Genomic DNA, 21,764 nt, shown 5'->3' on the forward strand with positions numbered 1-21,764 from the left:
AATTCATAATTTTCAATTTCCAAACACAATATATTTATACAATAAAAAAAGTGTCTCGCAGATTTTGCAGATAAATACATAACACATAACTTATAACTCACAATTTTCAATTTTAAAACACCAAATATATTTAGTGGGTGGGTTATTTCGTAGCTTTTCGGGTACAGTGATAATTATTCCTGTTCCATTTTCTTCCCAGCTTAAATTTTCTTTACTCCCGATTAGACTTACGGAACTCCCTTTTTCAGGAACAAAAGAATCTATATTTATATATTTTGGGATAACTTTTTCAGACTCATCGTTCATGTAAAAAGCATAGACCGTTTTAGTATCCTTTTTATTTGTATAACAAATTTTGCCTTCCTTGAATGGAGCAATAGCTCGTGTCGAATATATTGCCTCGCTATTTACGTCCATCCAGTCGCCAATTTCTTCTAACAATTTGTAGGCATCTTTATGCAAACTGCCATCGTGGGAAGGGGCGAAATTTAGCAATAAATTTCCTCCTTTGCTAACGATATCTACCAGCATCTTAATTGTACTGATTCCGGATTTATATTTTGCATTTTCGGTGTATGACCAGCCTCCGCCTGAAATTATGCATGATTCCCAGGGATAGGGAAGCGATTTTTCAGGAACTTTGTTTTCGGGTGTCAAATAGTTTTGATTTTTCCCTTCTACAGCTCTGTCCACAACAATTAGTCCTGCCTGCTTTTTTCGTGCTTTTACAACCAAATCGTCCATCTTAATATCCTGATTTACAATTGTGCCGTTCATAAAGCCGGTTTTGCTCTTTGCTACTCTTTTATCATAAAATCCCTGAATAAGCTCTCTGGACTGCTTCATAACCCAACCCCCGTCTAACCAAAGAATATCTATGCTGCCGTAATCGGTAAGTAATTCCATGATTTGATTGTGAGTAAAGTCGGCAAAATTTTGCCATTTTTCGGGATATTTTTCTGGGTCGTAATTCACATTTCTGTCCTTGTTAGGGAAGTAATGCCACCAGTAATCTTCTGAATGCCAGTCGGGTTTCGAAAAATATGCCCCTACCCACAAGCCTTCATTTCTATACGAATTGAACAATTCTTTAGTAATATTTGCCTTTTTGTTTGTACTGAAAGGAGTTTTTGAGTCGGTGATTTTGTAATCGGTATATTTTGTGTCGAACATGCAAAATCCATCGTGATGTTTTGTTGTGAAAACGAGATATTTCATACCTGCATTTTTAGCTGCTTCTGCCATTTTATCCGGATTGAATTTTATAGGATTGAATGTTTTTTGAAGATTTTCATAGGCTTCGACATAAGCATTGTAGGTTTTGGGTGTTCCTGTTTTTTTTCGCTGACACCATCCATAATCTTCCGGGCATATTGACCAGGATTCAACTACTCCCCACTGCGAGTATGGTCCCCAGTGCATGAGCATTCCGAATTTTAGATCTTGCCAGTTTTCCAATTTTTCCAAAACTAAAGGATCGCTTTCAGGATAATATTTTTGCTTATCGTGTTGCGAAATCAGGTTCAAACTTAGAATTAAGCTCAAAAAAATAGTTAGATGTTTTTTCATAATTTAGTTATTTATTTAATTCATTTGCTAAAAATTCTTTTAAACTGCTCATCGCTGGGTAAACTTTGAGCAATATCTTTGGGTAACTCAGAGTAGCTGTATGTTGCTACACCCATAGGTTTATTTGCAATTTCCAGTGCGTATTCTACTGTAATATGGCTTTTTGTTATGCCTATGCTTAGATTGTCTTCGGGGTATTTTACAGTTTTATCGAGCAAGTGCAGATACCAATTTAATTGCTGACTATATTCGGGTTTAAATTCATTAGTTTTTAGTTCTATAGCTATCATCGATTTCAATTTTCTGTGGTAAAACAGTAAATCAATAAAATACTCTTTATCATCAAGTTCTAAACGAAATTGTTGTCCCATAAATGCAAAATCAGCTCCAAATTGTCCGAGCATTTTGGTAATATTAGTTACGATTGCATTTTCGAGCTGCTTTTCGTTGTGATAGTCCGGCAAGTTTAAAAATGATAAATCGTAGTCATCTTTAAATTGCATAGTGTATTTCGCAAGTTCTTGTGTATTAATGGATTTTCCGAAATTGTTCTGAAATTTGTTGTGCTGCGAAAAGAGGTCAATTTTAATTTTCTCTTCTAAAATACTTCTGCTCCAAGCCTCATTTTTTGCTTTTTGTAAATAAAATTCTCGTTGGGCTTTGTCTTTTATTTTGCTGAATATAAGCACTGTATGCCCCCAGTGTAATTTGGTAACAAGCTGTTGCCAAATTGTGTTGTCTTCAACTTCTTCAAAAACAAACCGCATTAAGCGAAGGTTTCGTTCCGAAAAACCTTTTACTCCAATAAATTCAGCCTGTAAATCTACTGAAAGCTGTTTTATGACCGATGTTCCCCAGCCGGTTTTTGTCTTTTCAGAGATTGTTTTGCCAATATCGAGATATGCTAAAATCATTTCAGAATTTACGGCACTGTAACTTTTGTATTGTGCTTGTAATATTCTTTCTTTTAAGGAAATTAGCGTATTCAGATAGTCATTATTTTGTAGTTCATTATTCATAAAATGCAATATCTAATTTGCTTTGTTCAAAATTTTTTTCATTATATTTTTTCAGTTCTATCATAAACTAAAAATTCAATTTTTGCAGCTGCATTTTCTTGTGGGTTTTTAAAACTGCAATCGAAATTAACGCTTTGTTGCCCGGTTGGAATAATTAACTTTTTCGTATCCAATTTTACTTCTGAAACTATATTCCAATTTTTATCATAGATTGTTGCAAGCCTATCTTCTGTGGTTTTAATTGTTTGTCCGGATTTCAAATCTATTGGTAATTCTACACTTTTTTGATTATTAATTTCAATTTTAATATTTGAAATATCTGCATTTTCGGCAGTGATAATAAATTTCAGAGTTTGCTCGTAGCATTTATTTTCAAATTTGAATGTTGAGAACAACGGCTCGCCGGGCTGTTTAATTTTTTTCCGGTGAGTATATTTGTGAGAGTATATTTCTTTTAAAATCAAATCTTTATCTTCTGATTTTTTAAGCCTGAATTCTGTAGAAATGTCTTTCATCTTATTCTTCAGATTTTCATCAAAAACATCGTTCAATCTGGCAGTTTCCCAAATATTTAAGATTGCAAATATTTGCTCGGTATTCCCATTTTTCCTGAGGGTTTCGAGATTTGTATAAAAAGCAAAACCTGCGTCGTAGCCGGCAGAACGAGCCATTAGCCATTCAATATCTTCAACGGTAGTTTCCGGTGTCATTTTGAACCAGCCAAGCATACCGGGCATTAAATTTCTTTTAAAATATTTTTGATTCAACAATCTATATTCGGTCTGACTTTCGCGAAATCCTGCATACCAAGGCTCGCCCCAATTCATACGTGAGTAGATGTGCCAAAAATAATGTCCCGATCTGCTTGCTCCCAACAAAAAGTGGCTTTTTATGTTTTCGTCTAATTTGTCGAACCAATCTTGTGCAAAAAGTGCTTCAGCATAATTTCCCATTCCGCTTGAGTGGGTTCCTTCCAATCCATCGAAATCGAGCATACGCACTCCGGTTTGGTTCATGAAATCTGCCACAATTTCAGCCATTTCCTTGTTTAAGGAAGCATCGCCAAGGAAAACTTTGTAGCCATGGTCGGCAAGTTTACTAATTTTGGTTTTTGTATCGTGAGATACCGGATTTGTGCCAAACGCTCCACGAGTGCAATTTTTCAGTATCCAGAGTGGATTTTCTGAAATCGAACCATAAGTAATAATTTCATCTTCAATAACTACTGCTCGCAAATGATTGTTTCTGAACTGATTAAAAAAGTCCGGATTTTCAATTTCAATTTCTGTTTGTTTTTCATCTATCTTGGCAACTACAAAACTACTGCCAACTTTTGCCAAACGTTTGTCGGGTACGGGAGTAACAAAATTGTCGTTCGTACTTATGAAATTTGTGAGCGTGTGTGTGCCAATATAAATTCCCTGCGATTCTGCTTTGCGTACACATTCCTTCATGCCGGCAATTCCGTTAGGAAACATTTCTTTGCTTAGCGGAATGTGCCCCCAGCTCGAAAACGGATGACCATGATATAAATAATTGAAACCTGATTTTTTCGTGTATTCAATACATTCATCAATGTTTTGTTCAGAGAAATTCATGATGAGGTATGAGGAATTTATTGTTTTTGAAGTTTTTGTCCATTCCCCATTTATGCTTGGGTGGGGCAATCCTTCAGCAATCTCAATTTGGCCTATTGTTGAAAGGCAGGAATCTGTTTCGCAAGCAAATAGTGCAATTTTTGAACCAACAATACCGCCATCATCATATGCTGGAGCTAAATATTTGTCGTGGTTCAGGTTTTTAATGATTCTATCGTTTATTCTGTTTCGGGTATATGCTTGAAGGCTACTGCCATACTTTGTAGGTTTTGCTGCTTCAACCGAGTATAAAACGCCACGTTTTCCTTTTTCTACATCAGAAAAATCGTCTTGTTCGAAAATGTCTAATTGTGGCAAATGGTCGTTATCTTTCCATGGATAGCCTCCCAAAGTTTTAGGATTCAGAGCTTGTAGTCCGAAAGTGAAACTTTTGTTTTGTGCAATTCCTATGGTTTCGCCAATGCTCCCTTTGATTGTGCTGGCATAAGGTCCCCAAATTATTGCATCAACTTTCAAATCGGAGCTTACTGAAACGCATTCAAAAGTTATATACTTGTCGAGAGAAATTGCCTTAATTCCTATTTGAACTCCATTTTCGAAAGAGCATTGAATTTCCTGATTTCCATTTTTAAAAACAATTTTGGCTGGAAAAACAATGGTGCTGTCTATTTTTAAAGAAACCAGAGGAGATTTCAAATTTTCCGGGCAATAGTTTTGATTGGTTTTTTTATCAATAATTCCGATAATTTGCCCTTTTTGGTCGATTTCTATTTTTAGATCCTGCATTTCGTATTTCACATATTCTGTTTCAGAACATGAAAAAACAATAAGATAAATTAGGAAAATCGTTGTAAACAAAGATAATAGCCTTGTTTGTGCAAATAAATGCTTGATACTACATCTCAACTTCATAAGAATTTTTGTTTCGTTATTCATCAAAAATCAAAAAAAATCGAAATTAGAAATAATAGAGGAATTAAAAAAATACATAGGAAGATATTTGTTTGAAAATTTAAGCCTGATAGCCAAAGACGCTGCTTGATGAAGGGGCTTGAAAATCAGAATAATGAAAGTGCATTTTCTGCACCAAGCTATCAAAAACGCTCCTCATTCCTGCGAAAGCAGGAATCTCATGGAGCTTAGCTAATATTTTGCAGGGATTCCCGCCTTCGCATGAATGAAATCCTGTAGGGACGACCTATTGGTAGCCACCGATGGCAATCGGTGGTTGATAGAAGCACATTTTTCAAAAATTCCGTAGGAATGGCCCCACAAAAAGATAGAACATCCCGCTGGGATTGGAAAATTTGAATTATAATTTATGAATTGGAAATTCAAACTTACAAACATTTAACTTCACATACTTTCATTCCTGCGAAGGCAGGAATCTCTTGGGGCTTAGGTAAGATTTTGCTGGGATTCCTGCATTCGCAGGAATGAAGAACAGGGCAACACAGAAAAGTGAATTGTTAGAAATTATTGCAGAATGTGACATTGTATTGAAATCAAAAAAATTGTGAGTTGAAAACCAATTTATTATGCAACCTTTTTCAAAACCCACCGTATTAAGCGTTATTATTTTATAGAAAACGAAAGAAAATAGAAAAACAAAAATGAGATATGAAAATAAAATAAGATACGAATTAATGGGTTGGCGTACAGCTTGTTACGCCCCCCCCAATTTTATAGGAACACTAAAAAAGACCATTTTTGAGCTTGGCAAAAACAAATTCCTTTAAATAAACCTCTCTGTTTTTTAAGATTTCAGAGAGGAAAATTTAATCAAAAAATTTAAAATTCACCCATTTTTAAATTAAATTTTTACAAACTTATGAAAAATATAAATAAAGTTTTAGGAATTGTTTTGGTATTGTTGTTATGTGCAAGTGTTGGATTTGGACAGACAGAATTGAAAGTTCAGGTAATTAATTCTACAACTGAAGATTATGAGTGTTCTGCACAGTTTACAGAAGCTTGCATTCCGACTAATGTACCTGTATATTTTGAAGTTCCTGCTGAAAATATGGTGGAGATTACTTTTATTTTTGATGAGGATGATATAAGTTTAGAAAAGCTAAAATGCTATTACCCACCTAATACTCCAAATCCTAACCCTGTTATTATTATTAATACATATTCAGGCCCAATGAATGTTGCTCCATACTTGGGAATTTACCCCAATCAATATTTTAATCAATTTAGTTATCAAGGCTCTGGTAATATTGGAGGTATTGATATTTACTATTTTAGAATAGATCCAAATTAATGAATTATAAATTATTATTAAGTCGAAATGCACTAATATTAATAGTTTTATAATTTTTCCTGAAATCTGCACACTTTTATATATTTGCTTGCAGGTTTCAGGGCATTAAAAACATTTATTAAAAGAAATTTAGTTTAAAACAATAATATGAAAAAGACCTCAATATTTATCTTGCTTTTTTTATTATACAAATCTGTGTTTCTCCAAATTACATTTACACCACAGAATCTAACAATTGGCACTAGACCATATAATGTTTATGCTGTAGATATTGATGGTGATGGAGATAAGGATATTATTAATGCCTACACAGATGATAATATCATAGTCTGGCACAGAAACTCAGGTAATGGATATTTTGATACCGTTCAAATTATTAGCGATTTAGTAGAAACTCCATTTGGAGTTTATGCGGCAGATTTAGATGGAGATGGAGATAATGATGTAATTTCAGCATCTGTCGATGATGATAAAATTGCATGGTACGAAAATGATGGAAATGGGAATTTCTATCCACAACAAATAATCTCAATATTAGCTGATTATGCAAATAATGTTTTTGCAATTGATTTGGATGGCGATGGAGACAATGACGTTCTTTCTACCTCCACATTAGATAACAAAGTTGCCTGGTATGAAAATGACGGAAATGGGAATTTTGGCGTTCAACAGGTTATTACTATAAGTGCAAATAGTGTTGTTTGGGTTTATGCAATTGATTTAGATGGCGATTCTGATAATGACGTTCTTTCGGCTTCAGTTGATGATGATAAAATTGCTTGGTACGAAAATGATGGAAACGGAAATTTTGGTTCTCAACAAATCATTACTACTAATGTTGATGTTGCTTGTTCAGTTTATGCAATAGACATAGATGGTGATGGTGATAATGATGTTTTATCAGCAAATGCCTCTGGTTTGAATGATAAAATTGCCTGGTACGAAAACGATGGAAATGGAAATTTTAGTGCTCAACAAATAATATCAAATATAGTTTCTATTGCAAGATCAGTTTTCGCTACTGATTTGGATGGAGATGGAGACAATGACGTTTTATCAGCCTCTTGGTACGATAATAAGATTGCTTGGTACGAAAATGATGGGAGTGGTAATTTTGGCATACAGCAAATAATTACAGATATTTTGGAAGGAGCAATATCGGTTTTTTCAATTGATTTTGATGGGGATGGTGACAATGATATAGTATCATCTTCAGATAGTGGATCCAAAATTGAATATTACGAAAACGATGGATTTGGAAATTTCACAATAGAGCAAACAATTGCTTATGCTGCAGATGAGGCTAATTCAGTTTTTGCAATTGATATTGATAACGATGGCGACAATGACGTGCTTTCGGCTTCAATAGCCGATGATAAGATTGCAAGCTATGAAAACTTTGGAAATGGAAACTTTGGTTTGCAAAAGGTCATTTCAATTTCTGCCGATGGTGCGAAATATGTACTTGCTTCCGACTTAGATGGAGATAATGACCATGATGTAGTTTCAGCCTCATTTTTGGACGATAAAATTGCCTGGCATAAAAACTCAGGAGGTGGAAATTTTGGCACAGAACAAATAGTCTCAAGTTTTGCTGATGGTGCCAACACAGTTATATCGACTGATATTGATGGAGATAACGATTATGATTTAATTTCAGCGACTACAAGTTATATTTTAAAGCATGAAAATCTTGGTAACGGAAATTTTGGCATTCAGCAATTAATTGCTTCTGCCGGCGATGTAAAATCAATTTGTTCATCAGATCTTGATGGCGATGGTGATAATGACATTGTTTTTGCAAACACATACATTGGTACTATTTCCTGGTGTGAGAACGATGGCACAGGCAATTTTACATCTCCACAAATTATTCATTCAAATAACGGTGGAAACTCAGTTTTTGCTATCGATCTTGATGGAGATAACGATGAAGATGTTTTATATTGTGCCTATATTTTTTCATCAGGCTCTAATATTATTGCATGGTTTGAAAACGATGCAACAGGAAATTTTGGAAGCCAACAAATAATATCAACTTTTGTAAATGATGTGAAGTCAGTTTATTCAATTGATATTGATAATGATGGCGATAATGATGTTTTGTCGGCATCAATGTCTGATGATAAAATTGCCTGGTACGAAAACGATGGAAGTGGTAATTTTGGAATACAGCAAATTGTTAGTACATATCCCGACGGACCAAGATTTGTTTACGCAAAAGACTTGGACAACGATGGCGATAATGATGTTTTATCTGCATCTTATCAAGACGACAAAATTGCCTGGTACGAAAACACTCTATTGAATTTCTTAGATTCGTTCACGATTTGTGGAAATGATAGTGTACAATTCCAAAACTATTGGGTAAATGCAGCAGGCTACCATTACGATAGTTCGCAAAACTACCTTGGCGGCGATAGTATAAATTTTATTTATGTTGATGCTTTTTTAGTTTTCTACGACATTTTTACTGCTGAAATATGCGAAAACGAAACCTACGAATTTTTCGGGCAGCTTTTAGATTCATCAGGAATATATTTTGAAAACCTGCAAACCACGAATGGCTGCGATAGCATTTTCGAATTGCAGCTAACTGTAAACCCACTGCCCGAAATCGTGTTTGAGCCGGGCTTTCCCGATTCTATAGCATTTTATGCAACCCCAATAAATCTTCCAAACGTAACACCTACAGGTGGCACTTTTTCAGGAACAGGAGTTTCAGGCAACTTTTTCGACCCGACAATTGTTAACCTTGGAACTTACTGGATTTCGTATTTTTATACAGACCAAAACAGTGGCTGCTCAAATTCCGACTCAGTGCAAATTACAGTTTTTGATGGTACAGGAATTGAAAATCCTGAAAATCCTGAAATTGAAATTTTCCCCAACCCAAGCTACGGAAAATTTACAATCAAGGGTGAAAATTTACAATCTGTCGAAATAAGAAACATCACCGGAAAAGTCATTTATTCATCGGATGACTTTAAGTCATCCGATGAATTCCATTTCGATTTAAAAGCCGAAGCAAAAGGAATTTATTTTGTGAAAGTTGTTGGGAAAGATTTTGTGGAGTATCGGAAATTGATTTTGATTTGATGATTGAAAACCATTAGAAATGTTAAAATAATTACAACCATTTTCAAAAACCTCCGTACTAAGCGTTATTATTTTATAGGAAACGAAAGAAAATAGAAAAACAGAAAATGAGATATGAAAATAAAATAAGATACGAATTAATGGGTTGGCATACAGCCTGTTACGCCCCCCCCGTTTTCAATCATACTAAAAAAGACCATTTTTGAGCTTGGCAAAAACAAATTCCTTTAAATAAACCTCTCTGTTTTTTAAGATTTCAGAGAGGAAAATTTAATCAAAAAATTTAAGTTCACCAAATTTCTAATTAAAAATTTTTACAAAGATGAAAAATATAAATAAATTATTCGGAATTATTTTAGTTTTGATGCTATGTGCAAGTATTGGATTTTCACAAACCACACTTACAGTTTATGTTCTAAACAGTACGACTTCAGATTATCATTTCCAATGCAAATTTAAAGCTGATGGTGATTATGTTTACCCAACCTCGGGAAGTACTATGATGGATGTAGATGGTGAGGATGAAGGTGAAGAAGAGTTAGTGTTTTCTGAAACCGGTGTTACTTTATATAGTATTAACGCCTTATTAGAACCAAGTCACGATCCACCTGCGCCAACTTTATTTGCACCCAATTTTAATGGGAATGGAGATGTTGCACCATGTAATATGTTTTGTAATGAATTTTATGTTACTTCTATTAGTTCAAGTCTTTATACATTTCGTGTAGATGAAAATTAAGGAAATAATATTATTCACTGTTAATAAGTATGATTATATTATAATCTAATAGATATTTTGAGAATATAATTATTTCAAATATGCAAAAAAAAATTGCTCCAGTCTATAATGACTGGGGTAATTTTGTACTTTATTATAGTTAATAACTATTCTTTATTTATTTTGATAAATTTAATTCATTTTTAATTGACTATACTATCATGAAAAAATTAATAAAATTAATTATTTGTTTGTTGTTAGTAGATATCGGATTTTCTCAACCAACTTTTCAAATGCACACTTTAACTTCATCAAAACCTCGTTCAGTTTTTGCCATTGACATAGATAATGATGGTGACATTGACGTTCTCTCTGCATATGAAGGCGATATGATTGTTTGGTTCGAAAACTTTGGGAATGGAAATTTTAGCATTCAGAAAGTTATTTCTAATAAAGTTGATTGGGCAGCTTCGGTTTTTGCGATAGACATTGATGGAGATAGTGATAATGATGTCCTTTCAGCTTCTTACAGAGATAACAAAATCGCTTGGTATGAAAACGAGGGTAACGGAAATTTTGGAAATCAACAAATTATAACTAGCATAGCTTATAACGCATGTTCAGTTTTTGCTATTGATCTAGACAATGATTTGGACAATGATGTATTATCAGCTTCTTTTCAGGATGATAAAATTGCCTGGTATGAAAATGATGGGAGTGGAAATCTTGGTAACCAACAAGTAATTTCAAACAATGCAGATGGTGCAAGTTCGGTATTTGCAACAGATTTGGATGGAGATGGAGATATTGATGTAATTTCTACTTCACAAAATGATAATAAAGTTGCATGGTATGAAAATGATGGGAGTGGGAACTTTGGTTTAGAGCAGATTATTAGCAATATTGCTGACGAAGCATATTCAATTTTTGCAATAGATTTAGATGGTGATAGCGATATTGATGTAGTAAATGCAGATTTTTCTGGCCTAAATAGTAAAATTGTTTGGTATGAAAACGATGGATTTGGAAATTTTGTTAATCAACAAATATTAATATCAGGATTATCTGCAAGACCTTCTTCAGTTTTTGCGATAGATATGGACAATGATAGCGATAACGACATCCTTTCTGCGCTTTATCTTGATGATAAAATTGTTTGGTACGAAAACGATGGATTTGGAAATTTTAGTGGCCAGCAAGTAATTTCTGAACTTGCAGATGGTGCAAGTTCAGTGTTTGCAATTGATATGGATAGTGATGGTGATAATGATATTTTCTCTGCATCAGCAAATGATTCCAAAATTGCCTACTATGAAAATGATGGAAATGCTAATTTTGGAACACAAGAAGTTATTTCTTTCACAGCAGATGGTGCCTATTCAGTTTTTGCAACAGATATTGATAATGATGTAGAAAAAGACATTCTCTCAGCATCATATTTTGATGATAAAATAGCATGGTATAAAAATGCCGGAAATTCTTGTTTTCAAAATCAGCACATCATTTCTACAATAACAGATGGTGCTTCTTCCATATTAGCAATTGATTTAAATGGGAGCGGTCATAAAGATGTATTATATGCTTCATCTGAAGATAGTACACTTGCATGGTACGAAAATGGAGGATATGCAAATTTTGGAGCGCTAACAATTATTAGCAATCTGTTATATAATCCTAAGTCCGTTTTTTCAATAGATATAGATGGAGATGGAGATAATGATGTTATTTCTGCTTCTTTTTGGGATCATAGAGTTTGCTGGTTCGAGAATGATGGTTTTGGAAATTTTAGTATGGAGCTTATAATTAATGATTCGAGCTTAAACCCAAATTCTGTTTTTGCAACTGATTTGGATGGCGATGGCGACAATGATGTTATTACTAGTTTTAGCAGCGACAAAATAATTTGGCATGAAAATGATGGTACAGGCAATTTTATTAATTCTACAAGCATTGACAATTCACTATATTTGTCTGATCCTAGTTCTGTTTTTGCAGTAGATATAGACAATGATGGAGATTATGATATTCTATCTGCCTTAAGAATAAATAATAGAACTGTTTGGTATGAAAACGATGGTTTTGGAAATTTTGAACCACAACAAATAGTAGCTTTTTCTGTGGATATAGCAGAATCGGTATTTGCAATAGATATAGATAACGATGGTGATAATGATGTGATATCTTCATTTTGGGATAATGATAAAATTGTTTGGTCAGAAAATGATGGTTTTGGAAATTTCAGTCTTCCTATAATAATTACAAATTCTGCTGATTTAGTTCATTCTTTATATGGTAAAGATTTAGATGGTGATGGAGATAATGATATACTCTCCGCTTCCTCTAATGATGATAAAATTGCTTGGTATGAAAACACTTTGATTAATTTCACTGATACTGTTTTTATATGCGATAAGGATAGTATTTTAATAAATGGAATTTGGATTTCCACAGTAGGCAATTATTCTGAAACCTTACAAAACATTAATGGGACAGATAGCACAAATGTTTTTTATGTGGACATTCATCCAACCTTCCACGACTTTTGCACTGCCGAAATTTGTGAAAACGAAACATACGAATTTTATGGACAAGTTTTAGATACTGCCGGAACTTATTCAGAAAATTTCCAAACAATAAATGGTTGTGATAGTATCGAAGAATTGATTTTGATAGTAAATCCACTTCCAACAATTTCAATAGATCCATTCAATCCAGATTCTGTAGGCTTAAATTCAGGCTTGGTAAATCTACCAAACGTAACGCCTGCAGGTGGCACTTTTTCAGGAACAGGAGTTTCAGGCAACTTTTTCGACCCGACAATTGTTAACCTTGGTACTTACTGGATTTCGTATTTTTATACAGACCAAAACACCGGCTGCTCAAATTCCGATTCTATTCAAATCACAGTTTTTGATGATACAGGAATTGAAAATCCTGAAAATCCTGAAGTTGAAATTTTCCCAATTCCAAGCACCGGAATTATTTCGGTAGAATTAAGCCAAAGTTTTGAAAATGTGAAAGTTTACGATGCTTTGGGGAATCAAATTATTAAGCGAAAACTTACATCCGGCGAAAAACAATTTGAGATAGATTTATCGAAATTTCCCGCAGGTATTTATTTTATTGAACTTGAAAACAACGAAGCAAAAATTTCTAGGAAAATTGTTATTTTGGAAAAATGACACGAATATGAAGAGATTCCTACCTTCGCAGGAATGACTACACTAACTGAGGGTGTGTCTTTGAGACACGCCTCAGTAAATGCACATTTCTACTCCACCAAAACTTCATCCAAAAAAATCCAGGAGGGTTTGCCAAAACCTCTGTGCCATTCGGGGCATTGTTTCAATGAAATTGCTGTTATTCGCAGATATTGTGCTTCAACAGCTTCGAAATCGAAATTGAAGGGAACAGATTTTACAAGATAATTTCTATCATCAATATCGCCTTTAATGCTGCCAACTTTTTTATAATCAGTTCCATTTTTGGAAATCTCAACGGATACTTCAATTGGGAGAAAAACCCATGAATTCACTGCTTTGAGGAAATTCATGCTAACTTGAGATATTATTTCGGACTTTTGCAAATCAATTTCTACAATCATATCGCTGCCTTCGAAACCTAACCAATTGTTATGAAAATCGAGGTCTCCAAACAGACCGTCAGTAAGCGATTTTTCTTTGCCTACCGGATATTTTTCGCTGGCTTTTGTGAGCAAATTTATAGTTTTCCCTTTTGCCTTGTTTGGTTTTATCATCATATTGAGTTTTCTACGGGTATATTCGTAATAATCTGCAACAAGAAAATTTCTCTCATTGATTCGATTAACTCCGGTAATTTCCGTCAACTCTACAAATCTGTCGAGATAATTCATCATTTCTTCGCGAAGTGTAATTTCACCACCACTTTTTTCAAAATACGACAGCTCCCCAATGTTTTTATTTAAAGAAATATCAAGATAGGCAAAATCTACTGGCAATCTGGCTCTAAAAACTCTCATTAAATACACTGAATCGTTTTGAACCGATTTTTCCGCTTCATCCATAAGGTTTTTATATTTTTTCAGCAAATCGGGGCTAAGGTATGAATCGTAGTAGTTTAAAGGGAAACCATAAATATTCAAAAATTCATTTTCCTGATTTTCGATCAATGCTTCGTGATAAAGGTCGAAATACGATTTTATGTAGCTGTTTGCCTCGCCGTAATATTTCCCCAAAAAATCGTTGATTATAGAATCGGCATCAATGTACGGGTCCCACAAAAGTTTTGAGATTAGGTATTGTTTCAGTTCAACCAAATCTGACCAGTTTCGGCTGCTACCTTGCTGAAACATCAAATCGACATTGTGCTTGTCGAAAAACTGAATGTTGGACTGCAAAACATGAAAATTTGGGAAGGGTGTCAGATAGTTTTTAAACTGAACAACATAATCCCACAGAAAAATATTGTTGGTAAGTTTTGCCCAATCTGCCATATCTTTCACAAAACCGGAGCTCCTTTTGTCGTCAGCTAAGGGCATGCTTCGGTTGCATTCAATAGAGCAAAACATAATATTAACATTTTCAAGAGGTTTGATATTTGTTGGTGCCGAGCGTGTGAACTGATAGGCAAGGGTTGAAATTTGTTTATCGGGAAATTCTTTTGCAATTTCGTTTGCCATAAAAACATATGCTCCCGAAATCCCTCCATAATTGTCGTACATTTTTTCGCAATCTGTGCATGTGCAATAATTGTAGCAATCGTTTTGCGAAACCGACCAATATTTCATTTCAGGTTTTTTTTCAATTTTTTTTCGCAGATTTTCTTTCAAAAGATTCATAAGCTCACGATTGCTCAAACAAAGCTGCCCATCGCTTATCCGATGATTTCCAACCAAAGAAAAATATTCAGGATGCTCATCAAAATATTTTTCCGGAGGTACAAGTTTTTGGAATGTATGCACAAAACTCCCCCAATTGTAGAGTTGCTCAATTTTGTGCCAGTATCGAAATTTTTCATCGCGAATGCCGGGGAAAAGTGTCCTTCTGAAAGAAAAAGCCGGCTTGTAGATTTTAAATTTTTCAGGAAGGATAATTTCAGAAAATTTTGGGATATATTCCTCATTTACATAAAGCAGCCTGCATCCCAGAAATTCTTCGACGAAAGTATAGGTAGCATAAATATTAGATTTTGCATTATTCCCGGAAATCAAAATGTTTTCGTCTATTTTTTTAATGAAAAAAGCATCCTCTTCTAAAGAATTTAACTCAATTATTGTTTTTGAATCTGTTATCAATTCATTGCCAATCAATATGTATTTTCCATTTTCATTGATATTGGTTTTAGTTTCTAAACGAACACCTGAGATTTTGAAAATGTAGTTTGAAATTTCCTGAGCGGCAAATTTTGTCAGACTGTCAGCTTTTTCTGAAACAACAATTGTATAGTCGGATTTTTTGTTTTCTATAAGTTTAATTTTATTGTTGCAACTTATACAAAAAAGTGCAATGAAGGAAACAGCAAGGAGGTAGTTTTTCATTTTATTAAATTCTATTCATATTTTTATAATTATACAGTTCAAAAATATTGTATTTATTTAATAAAATAGCTTGAATAATGAAATATTTATTTCAAAATACACATTCGTTTTATTAGTATTTCTTTGTTCGCTTCCAATTTGTAAAGGTATGTGCCTGATGGAAGATTTTTAGTTTTAAAAGTTGAAGTATGATTTCCAGCAGGTTTTGTTGTTGATTCCAAAACCTTCAATTTTTCACCAAGTATATTATAAACAGACAGCTCTATTTCAGTTTCAAATGGCATATAATATTTAATACTTGTTTCTTCTTTAAATGGATTTGGGATGTTTTGGAAAAGCATTACAGTTGATAATTGAGAGTTGACAATTGAAAGTTTTTCAACAATTGAAATTTTATTTGTTTTATAAAATTCATTGCCTTCAAACCAATTTTTTACTTCAATAACTTCTTCAATTCCATTATTCCAAATTTTGGCAATAAACATCTCATTTTCAATCATTCCATCAATTTCTACTGTCAGTTCATCATTTCCCCAAATAGAAATTGCTAGATTTTCTTCTTCAAAAACCGAACAGCCGACAAGTTTTCCGTTTTCGCTGAAAATTCCAATTTCTGAACCATAGGGAGGTTCATTTTCCCAGGCTGTTTTTGGAATACCGAGGGTCATATTTGAGCCTGTGTTTGGTGTTCCCTTGAAGTGATTAGTCTGAGGAGTTTGAATATTTGATTTTGAGAAATTTGAGGTATTTGCTGGATATGATAGAGTTGCTGAATTGTTCATTTTTATTTGATAGCCTTCGCCAGGATCCATATTCCCAATCATATTAATATTATATAATGGCCAATAAACATCTCCCAGATAGTTTTTTACCATTACAATATCGCTTACTATAGTGCTTAACATATCAATAATTGAAGCTGAGGTTTTTCGAAGATATGGAATATATGACCAGCCTGAGTCTATACTACAATTTGTATTTTCAGGCAGAACTGATAAACCTTCAATCATTAGTGTATCCGCATTATTCATTTTTATTTGATAAGCCTCACAAATAGTGATATCTCCAATAGTATTTATTCCATATATGGGCCAATAAATATGTCCTAAATCATCTTTTGCAATATCCACATTAGAAACAATATCCACAAAAATTGAATCCATCAATACTTCAAATGAAATTATATAAGTTGAAAAATAGCTCCAATTTAAACGAAGTGAAATAGCCTGGTATTCACTTGTAGTTAATGATGACAAGCCACTCTGTCCATTTTCAGCAAAATACTCTAGATGAGTAATCTGCATAGGAGGTGAAACACCCATATAAGTAGCAAAAGCAATATATTCAATATTTTCTGAATTATCCCATATTTTCCATTTAAATTCTTCTCCAACCACAAATCCATCATTACCAAATTCTTCACCCCAAGCAGCAATTGTTGTACTTGTGCTTTCCCAAATTTGATAGCCGGCACAAACCAGAGTTCCCAAAGAATCATAAAACACCCCAATATAATCATTGGAATCAATTTGAATACCATTTATGGTAATTGGGATTGTCTCTTGAATTAAGATTATATGATTTATAGCTGTTATAGTATATGGCCATGGTGGCAAGACAATACCAACTTCGAAAGAATCAATAGCAATACATCCATTATCATCAGTAACTGATAATCTATAAATTCCTGTTGATAACCCATCTATTGAATCTAATGTTTCGCCATTATCCCACGAATATAAATACGGAGAAATTCCTCCTGAAACTGTAATATAAATTGAACCATCGGTAGTACCAGCATTTGAAGCATCTGTTATGAAGCCAGTAATGTCAATCTCGCTTGGTTCGATAATTTCTATACTATCCATTCCGGTACAGCCTGATGAATCAGTAACAGATACAAAATACCATCCTGCTGACAAATTGGAAATTGTATCGCCAAAAACAATATTTGCCCAGTATTCTTCAACATAGAAATTTGAACCACCTGTAGGAACAACTATTGCCATACCATCATTACTACCATAGCATGATACATCAGTTGTTATAAATGATAGACTTATTGGAGGTGGTTCAGTTATAGAAAATGCTTCCATTATGCTGTCATTTGTAACATCAATAATTGTAACAAAATAAGTCCCGGCAATCAGTCCTGAAATGTCTTCAATTGTAGCACCATTTGACCAAACATAAGTATATGGAGTCATTCCTCCAAGAATAGATAAGTCAATCGTTCCATCTAAATATCCATAGCAACTTACATCTATCTTAAGATAATTAATACTGAGAGCAGTTAAATTTGATGTATCCTTGATGCAACGAACGGAATAACCGCTTGACTTAGAATATGCTGAGCGGTTAGATGCTGAATTTATGTAGTACAGATATCGGAACCAAGCCGACCCATTATTATTTTCGGTTGAACTCCACCAAAAGCCATCTATACCTGTATTATGAAATGAACCATCCATTTCGTGTCGATATCCGCCGGGAAGGGCAGTGAAACCACTTTCGTTAGTGGCTCCAGTATTTGGACTAATCCAATGAGTAATCCCATTTTCTTTTAGTTTACCACCTTCATTTGTTCCTCTCCATCCTGAAGAATCAACTGAGATTTGGTTCATTCCCATATAAATTTCAAGCTCTTTCCATTCATTATCGCTAGGTACATGCCAACCTGAAGGACATATGCCTTGTACATAACTTGGGCTGGAATTAGTGCTATTTGCACCGTTCATAGCTGCTGCCCAAGTATATAATGCCCCATATTCACTATTGAGATTATTGTTGTAGTAGCAAAAGGCTTTGTCGGTATTATTATCACCCAAATTAGCCCAAGTATTATTACTTGTTACTATCTGTATAGCTGTACCGTCAGCATAATGTTCAGTTCTCAAATTTTCCTTCATCCAACATTGATTGCCAATAAGTACCGTGTTGTATTGGTTTGAATCATAATCGTAAATTTGGCTACCGCAATTGAATTCACTTGTATCAATAGTAGTAAATTGCACTTCATCCCCATAAGCAGTACCTACACTATTTGTAGCATAAGCTCTTACATAGTATATTGAATTTGGAGTTAATCCAGTTAAATTGCTAATAAAAATTCCAATACCTGAACTTTCTGTAGTAAAAGAATTAGCTATACTTGGATTCCCAGTTGTATTCCAGCATAAACCTCTTACAATAATTTCAGCTCCTCCATTACTGGTAACTTCACCTACTCCAGTAGCTGAGGTTAGGGAAATGTTGGTTATGGTATCAGTAATAACTGATGGTATGCTAGCTTGTAATGTATCTGTATTCATGACACAACGAACGGAAAAACCATTTGATTTATAATTGTCAATATGGCGTCCAATTTGGGCACTGCTGCTGTAAAGTCTTCTAAACCAGGAGGCTATAATGTTGATATCAGTAGCACTCCACCAGTGTCCGTAATTACCTATTTCAAGGAATGAGCCATCACTATACACGCGATAACCTCCAGGCAGTGCTGTAAAACCACTATAATTTGTAGCTCCAATATTTGGATTATTCCAATGAGCAGTTCCTATTTCTTTTAATTTGCCACCTTCATTAGTTCCTCTCCAACCGGAAGAATCAACTGAAATTTGGTTCATTCCCAAATTTATCTCAAGTTCTTTCCATTCATTATCACTTGGCAAATGCCATCCTGATGGACAAACTCCTTGTACACCACTTGGGTTTGTTGTACTGCTATTTGCCCCGTTCATTGCTGCTGCCCATGTATATAAAGCTCCATACTCGGTGCTTTGATTATTATTGTAATAACAAAAGGCTTTGTCAGTATTATTATCAATTAGCGCTCCCCATTCGGTATTACTAGTTACAAGTGGTATAGAAGTTCCATCAGAATAATGTTCAGTTCGCAGATTTTCCTTCATCCAGCATTGACAACCAATTTGAACTATGTTATATAAGTTCCCATCAATATCACTTATTGTATCTCCACAAATTATATCACAAAGGGTTTTAAACTGCACTTCATTTCCATATGCTGTACCTACACTATTAATTGCATAAGCTCTTACAAAATAAGTTGAGTTAGGTGTTAGTCCTGTCAAATTGCTAACAAATGTTCCTACACCTGAACCATCTGAGGTAATAGAATCGACAATACTTGGGTTTCCGGTTGTATTCCAACATACACCTCTTACAATTACTGTGGAGCCACCATCATTGGTAACTTCACCTCCACCAGTAGCTGTAGTTTGGGTAATGTTAGTAATAGTGTCAGAAAAAACTGTAGGTATTGAAGCATTCTTGATACAACGAACTGAGAACCCTAATGCCTTGATGTTGTTGTTCGAGTACAGTTCTCCCATGCTTTCGTGCATGCCCCGATGCCAAGCGTAGGTGGATGAGTACTGAGTAGATGACCACCAGTTGCCGTTTCTGCCCTGGAAGCTGAAAGAGCCACTGTTGTAGTAGCCTCCGGGCAGGGCTGCAAAGCCAAAATCGTTGGTGCCATGGTGAGTACTGTTTGCGTCCCATCTGGGATGTGTTGAAGTACTGCAATCGCCACCCAACGGAGAACTTACTTGCCGGCACGATTTTAACTTGTTGCCCACATTTGATGAATTTATGTCAACATAAGTATTGATTAAATAATCAGACAAATTTGTCCATTCTGCATCGTTAGGTACATGCCAGCCGGTAGGACAAATGCCTTGAACTCCACTGGGGTTTGTAGTTGAACTTGTATCCCCTGCCATTACAGTATTCCAATCGTATATGCCTCCGTAAGTATCGCAATTGCTTGTATTATTGTCGTAACAATAACGAGTAATACTGTTGCCGGAAGAGTTACTTATGGATTTTAGATTCTCTTTCATCCAGCACTGATTACCAATTAGTATTGTGTTGTATAGATTTGAATCATAATCAATAATTGTAGATGTGCCACAAGTGAATGGTAGCGAAATGATTTCAGATATTTCATAATAATTGGAATATGAACAAGAATTACTATCAGTAATTGTTACATAATAACTCCCGGTTGATAGATTGAAAATATTCTCTGTGGTTTCAGAATTGCTCCACATAATTGTATATGGTGGTATCCCACCTGAAATTGACAGGTCAATTGCTCCATCAAAACTTCCGGATACAGAAACATTTATTATTTGTTCATTAATAGTGATTTCAGAACTTTTATTAATATAAATCAGGCTATCCAGAATACGCCAACAACCGGAAGAAGTATCTGTAGCTTTTATTCTATAATAATTGTTTATTGAATCTGTCTGAAATGTCCAAATTATTGTATCGTTGTAAATTCCGTATTGAGATCCGATTGTATCAAGAGTAACTGTATCGAATAAAGTATATTTTATTCCAACTTCCGGATTGATCAAAATAATATTAATATTATCGAAATTACATATAGTATCTTGATAAAATAATAGCATTGATGGTACTGTTTTGACACATCGAACACTAAGTCCCATAGCATTATTATAATGACTAAATGTTGCGTAAATTGCAGAATAAGTTATCTTATGATATTGCGCAGTATCAGGTAAACTTAAAGAAGATGTCCACCATATTCCACCCCAATTAATATTCATAAATGAATCTGTAACAAAACTACATAAACCTCCTGGCAGGCCTGTAAACCCACTACTATTGGTGGCACCGATGTTTGGACTTGCCCAATGTGAAGTGCCTGTTTCTTTCATTTTGCCTCCTGCAATTAGATAACCACCGAGATAATTGTCAAGAATATTCCATTCTATAGAATTTGGTACATGCCAACCAGAAGGACAAGCTCCTTGAACGCCACTGGGAACACTTTGACTGCTTGCTACGCCATTTGTTGCAGCCATCCAGTTATACAAGACTCCATAAGTTTGATAATTATATGTTGCTTTTGCATCAGGAACATTTGTCCCAGAGTAGTCATAAACATAATAATGAGGTAATGTTAATGAGCCAGAATCAGGAGGAC

At 34.4% G+C, this 21,764-nt stretch carries 9 protein-coding genes; 4 read left to right on the plus strand and 5 right to left on the minus strand.

Annotated features, from left to right (window positions below; translation table 11 throughout):
• Positions 1-90: 90 nt before the first annotated feature.
• From HN894_14165 to HN894_14175, 3 genes are read right to left on the minus strand one after another with little or no spacing between them, the layout of a single operon-like run.
• Complete coding sequence (locus HN894_14165; GenBank protein MBT7144469.1) at positions 91-1,569, minus strand: alpha-L-fucosidase; 1,479 nt, start codon at positions 1,567-1,569, stop codon at positions 91-93.
• 20 nt (positions 1,570-1,589) lie between these two features.
• The gene (locus HN894_14170; GenBank protein ID MBT7144470.1) at positions 1,590-2,588 is read right to left on the minus strand and encodes a DUF1016 domain-containing protein; all 999 of its coding nucleotides are present in this window, start codon (positions 2,586-2,588) and stop codon (positions 1,590-1,592) included.
• Between the two features lie 41 nt (positions 2,589-2,629).
• Positions 2,630-4,972, minus strand: a complete 2,343-nt coding sequence (locus HN894_14175; protein ID MBT7144471.1) for a hypothetical protein — start codon at positions 4,970-4,972, stop codon at positions 2,630-2,632.
• A gap of 1,045 nt (positions 4,973-6,017) precedes the next feature.
• Between HN894_14175 and HN894_14180 the strand changes: the two genes are divergently transcribed.
• The 4 genes from HN894_14180 to HN894_14195 all read left to right on the plus strand — a co-directional run bounded on the left by HN894_14180 (position 6,018) and on the right by HN894_14195 (position 13,451).
• Positions 6,018-6,452, plus strand: a complete 435-nt coding sequence (locus tag HN894_14180) for a hypothetical protein (protein MBT7144472.1) — start codon at positions 6,018-6,020, stop codon at positions 6,450-6,452.
• A 147-nt stretch (positions 6,453-6,599) separates the two neighbouring features.
• On the plus strand, positions 6,600-9,551 hold the full coding sequence (locus HN894_14185) for a T9SS type A sorting domain-containing protein (GenBank protein MBT7144473.1): 2,952 nt from the start codon (positions 6,600-6,602) through the stop codon (positions 9,549-9,551).
• Positions 9,552-9,873: 322 nt separating this feature from the next.
• The gene (locus tag HN894_14190; protein ID MBT7144474.1) at positions 9,874-10,290 is read left to right on the plus strand and encodes a hypothetical protein; all 417 of its coding nucleotides are present in this window, start codon (positions 9,874-9,876) and stop codon (positions 10,288-10,290) included.
• A 200-nt stretch (positions 10,291-10,490) separates the two neighbouring features.
• Positions 10,491-13,451, plus strand: a complete 2,961-nt coding sequence (locus HN894_14195; protein ID MBT7144475.1) for a T9SS type A sorting domain-containing protein — start codon at positions 10,491-10,493, stop codon at positions 13,449-13,451.
• 89 nt (positions 13,452-13,540) lie between these two features.
• Here the strand turns inward: HN894_14195 and HN894_14200 are convergent, their stop codons facing one another.
• Entirely contained in the window at positions 13,541-15,787 is a 2,247-nt protein-coding gene (locus HN894_14200) for a DUF4838 domain-containing protein (protein ID MBT7144476.1), read from the minus strand.
• Positions 15,788-15,873: 86 nt separating this feature from the next.
• A partial coding sequence (locus tag HN894_14205) for a T9SS type A sorting domain-containing protein (protein MBT7144477.1) occupies positions 15,874-21,764 on the minus strand: 5,891 nt, incomplete at its 5' end.

The organism is Bacteroidota bacterium (genome assembly GCA_018692315.1).
Lineage (GTDB): Bacteria > Bacteroidota > Bacteroidia > Bacteroidales > JABHKC01 > JABHKC01.

Bases quoted from the DNA above. Each gene is read 5' to 3' on its own strand.
- HN894_14165 (MBT7144469.1), bottom strand. From the start codon at position 1,569: ATGAAAAAACATCTAACTATTTTTTTGAGCTTAATTCTAAGTTTGAAC.
- HN894_14170 (MBT7144470.1), bottom strand. From the start codon at position 2,588: ATGAATAATGAACTACAAAATAATGACTATCTGAATACGCTAATTTCC.
- HN894_14175 (MBT7144471.1), bottom strand. From the start codon at position 4,972: ATGCAGGATCTAAAAATAGAAATCGACCAAAAAGGGCAAATTATCGGA.
- HN894_14180 (MBT7144472.1), top strand. From the start codon at position 6,018: ATGAAAAATATAAATAAAGTTTTAGGAATTGTTTTGGTATTGTTGTTA.
- HN894_14185 (MBT7144473.1), top strand. From the start codon at position 6,600: ATGAAAAAGACCTCAATATTTATCTTGCTTTTTTTATTATACAAATCT.
- HN894_14190 (MBT7144474.1), top strand. From the start codon at position 9,874: ATGAAAAATATAAATAAATTATTCGGAATTATTTTAGTTTTGATGCTA.
- HN894_14195 (MBT7144475.1), top strand. From the start codon at position 10,491: ATGAAAAAATTAATAAAATTAATTATTTGTTTGTTGTTAGTAGATATC.
- HN894_14200 (MBT7144476.1), bottom strand. From the start codon at position 15,787: ATGAAAAACTACCTCCTTGCTGTTTCCTTCATTGCACTTTTTTGTATA.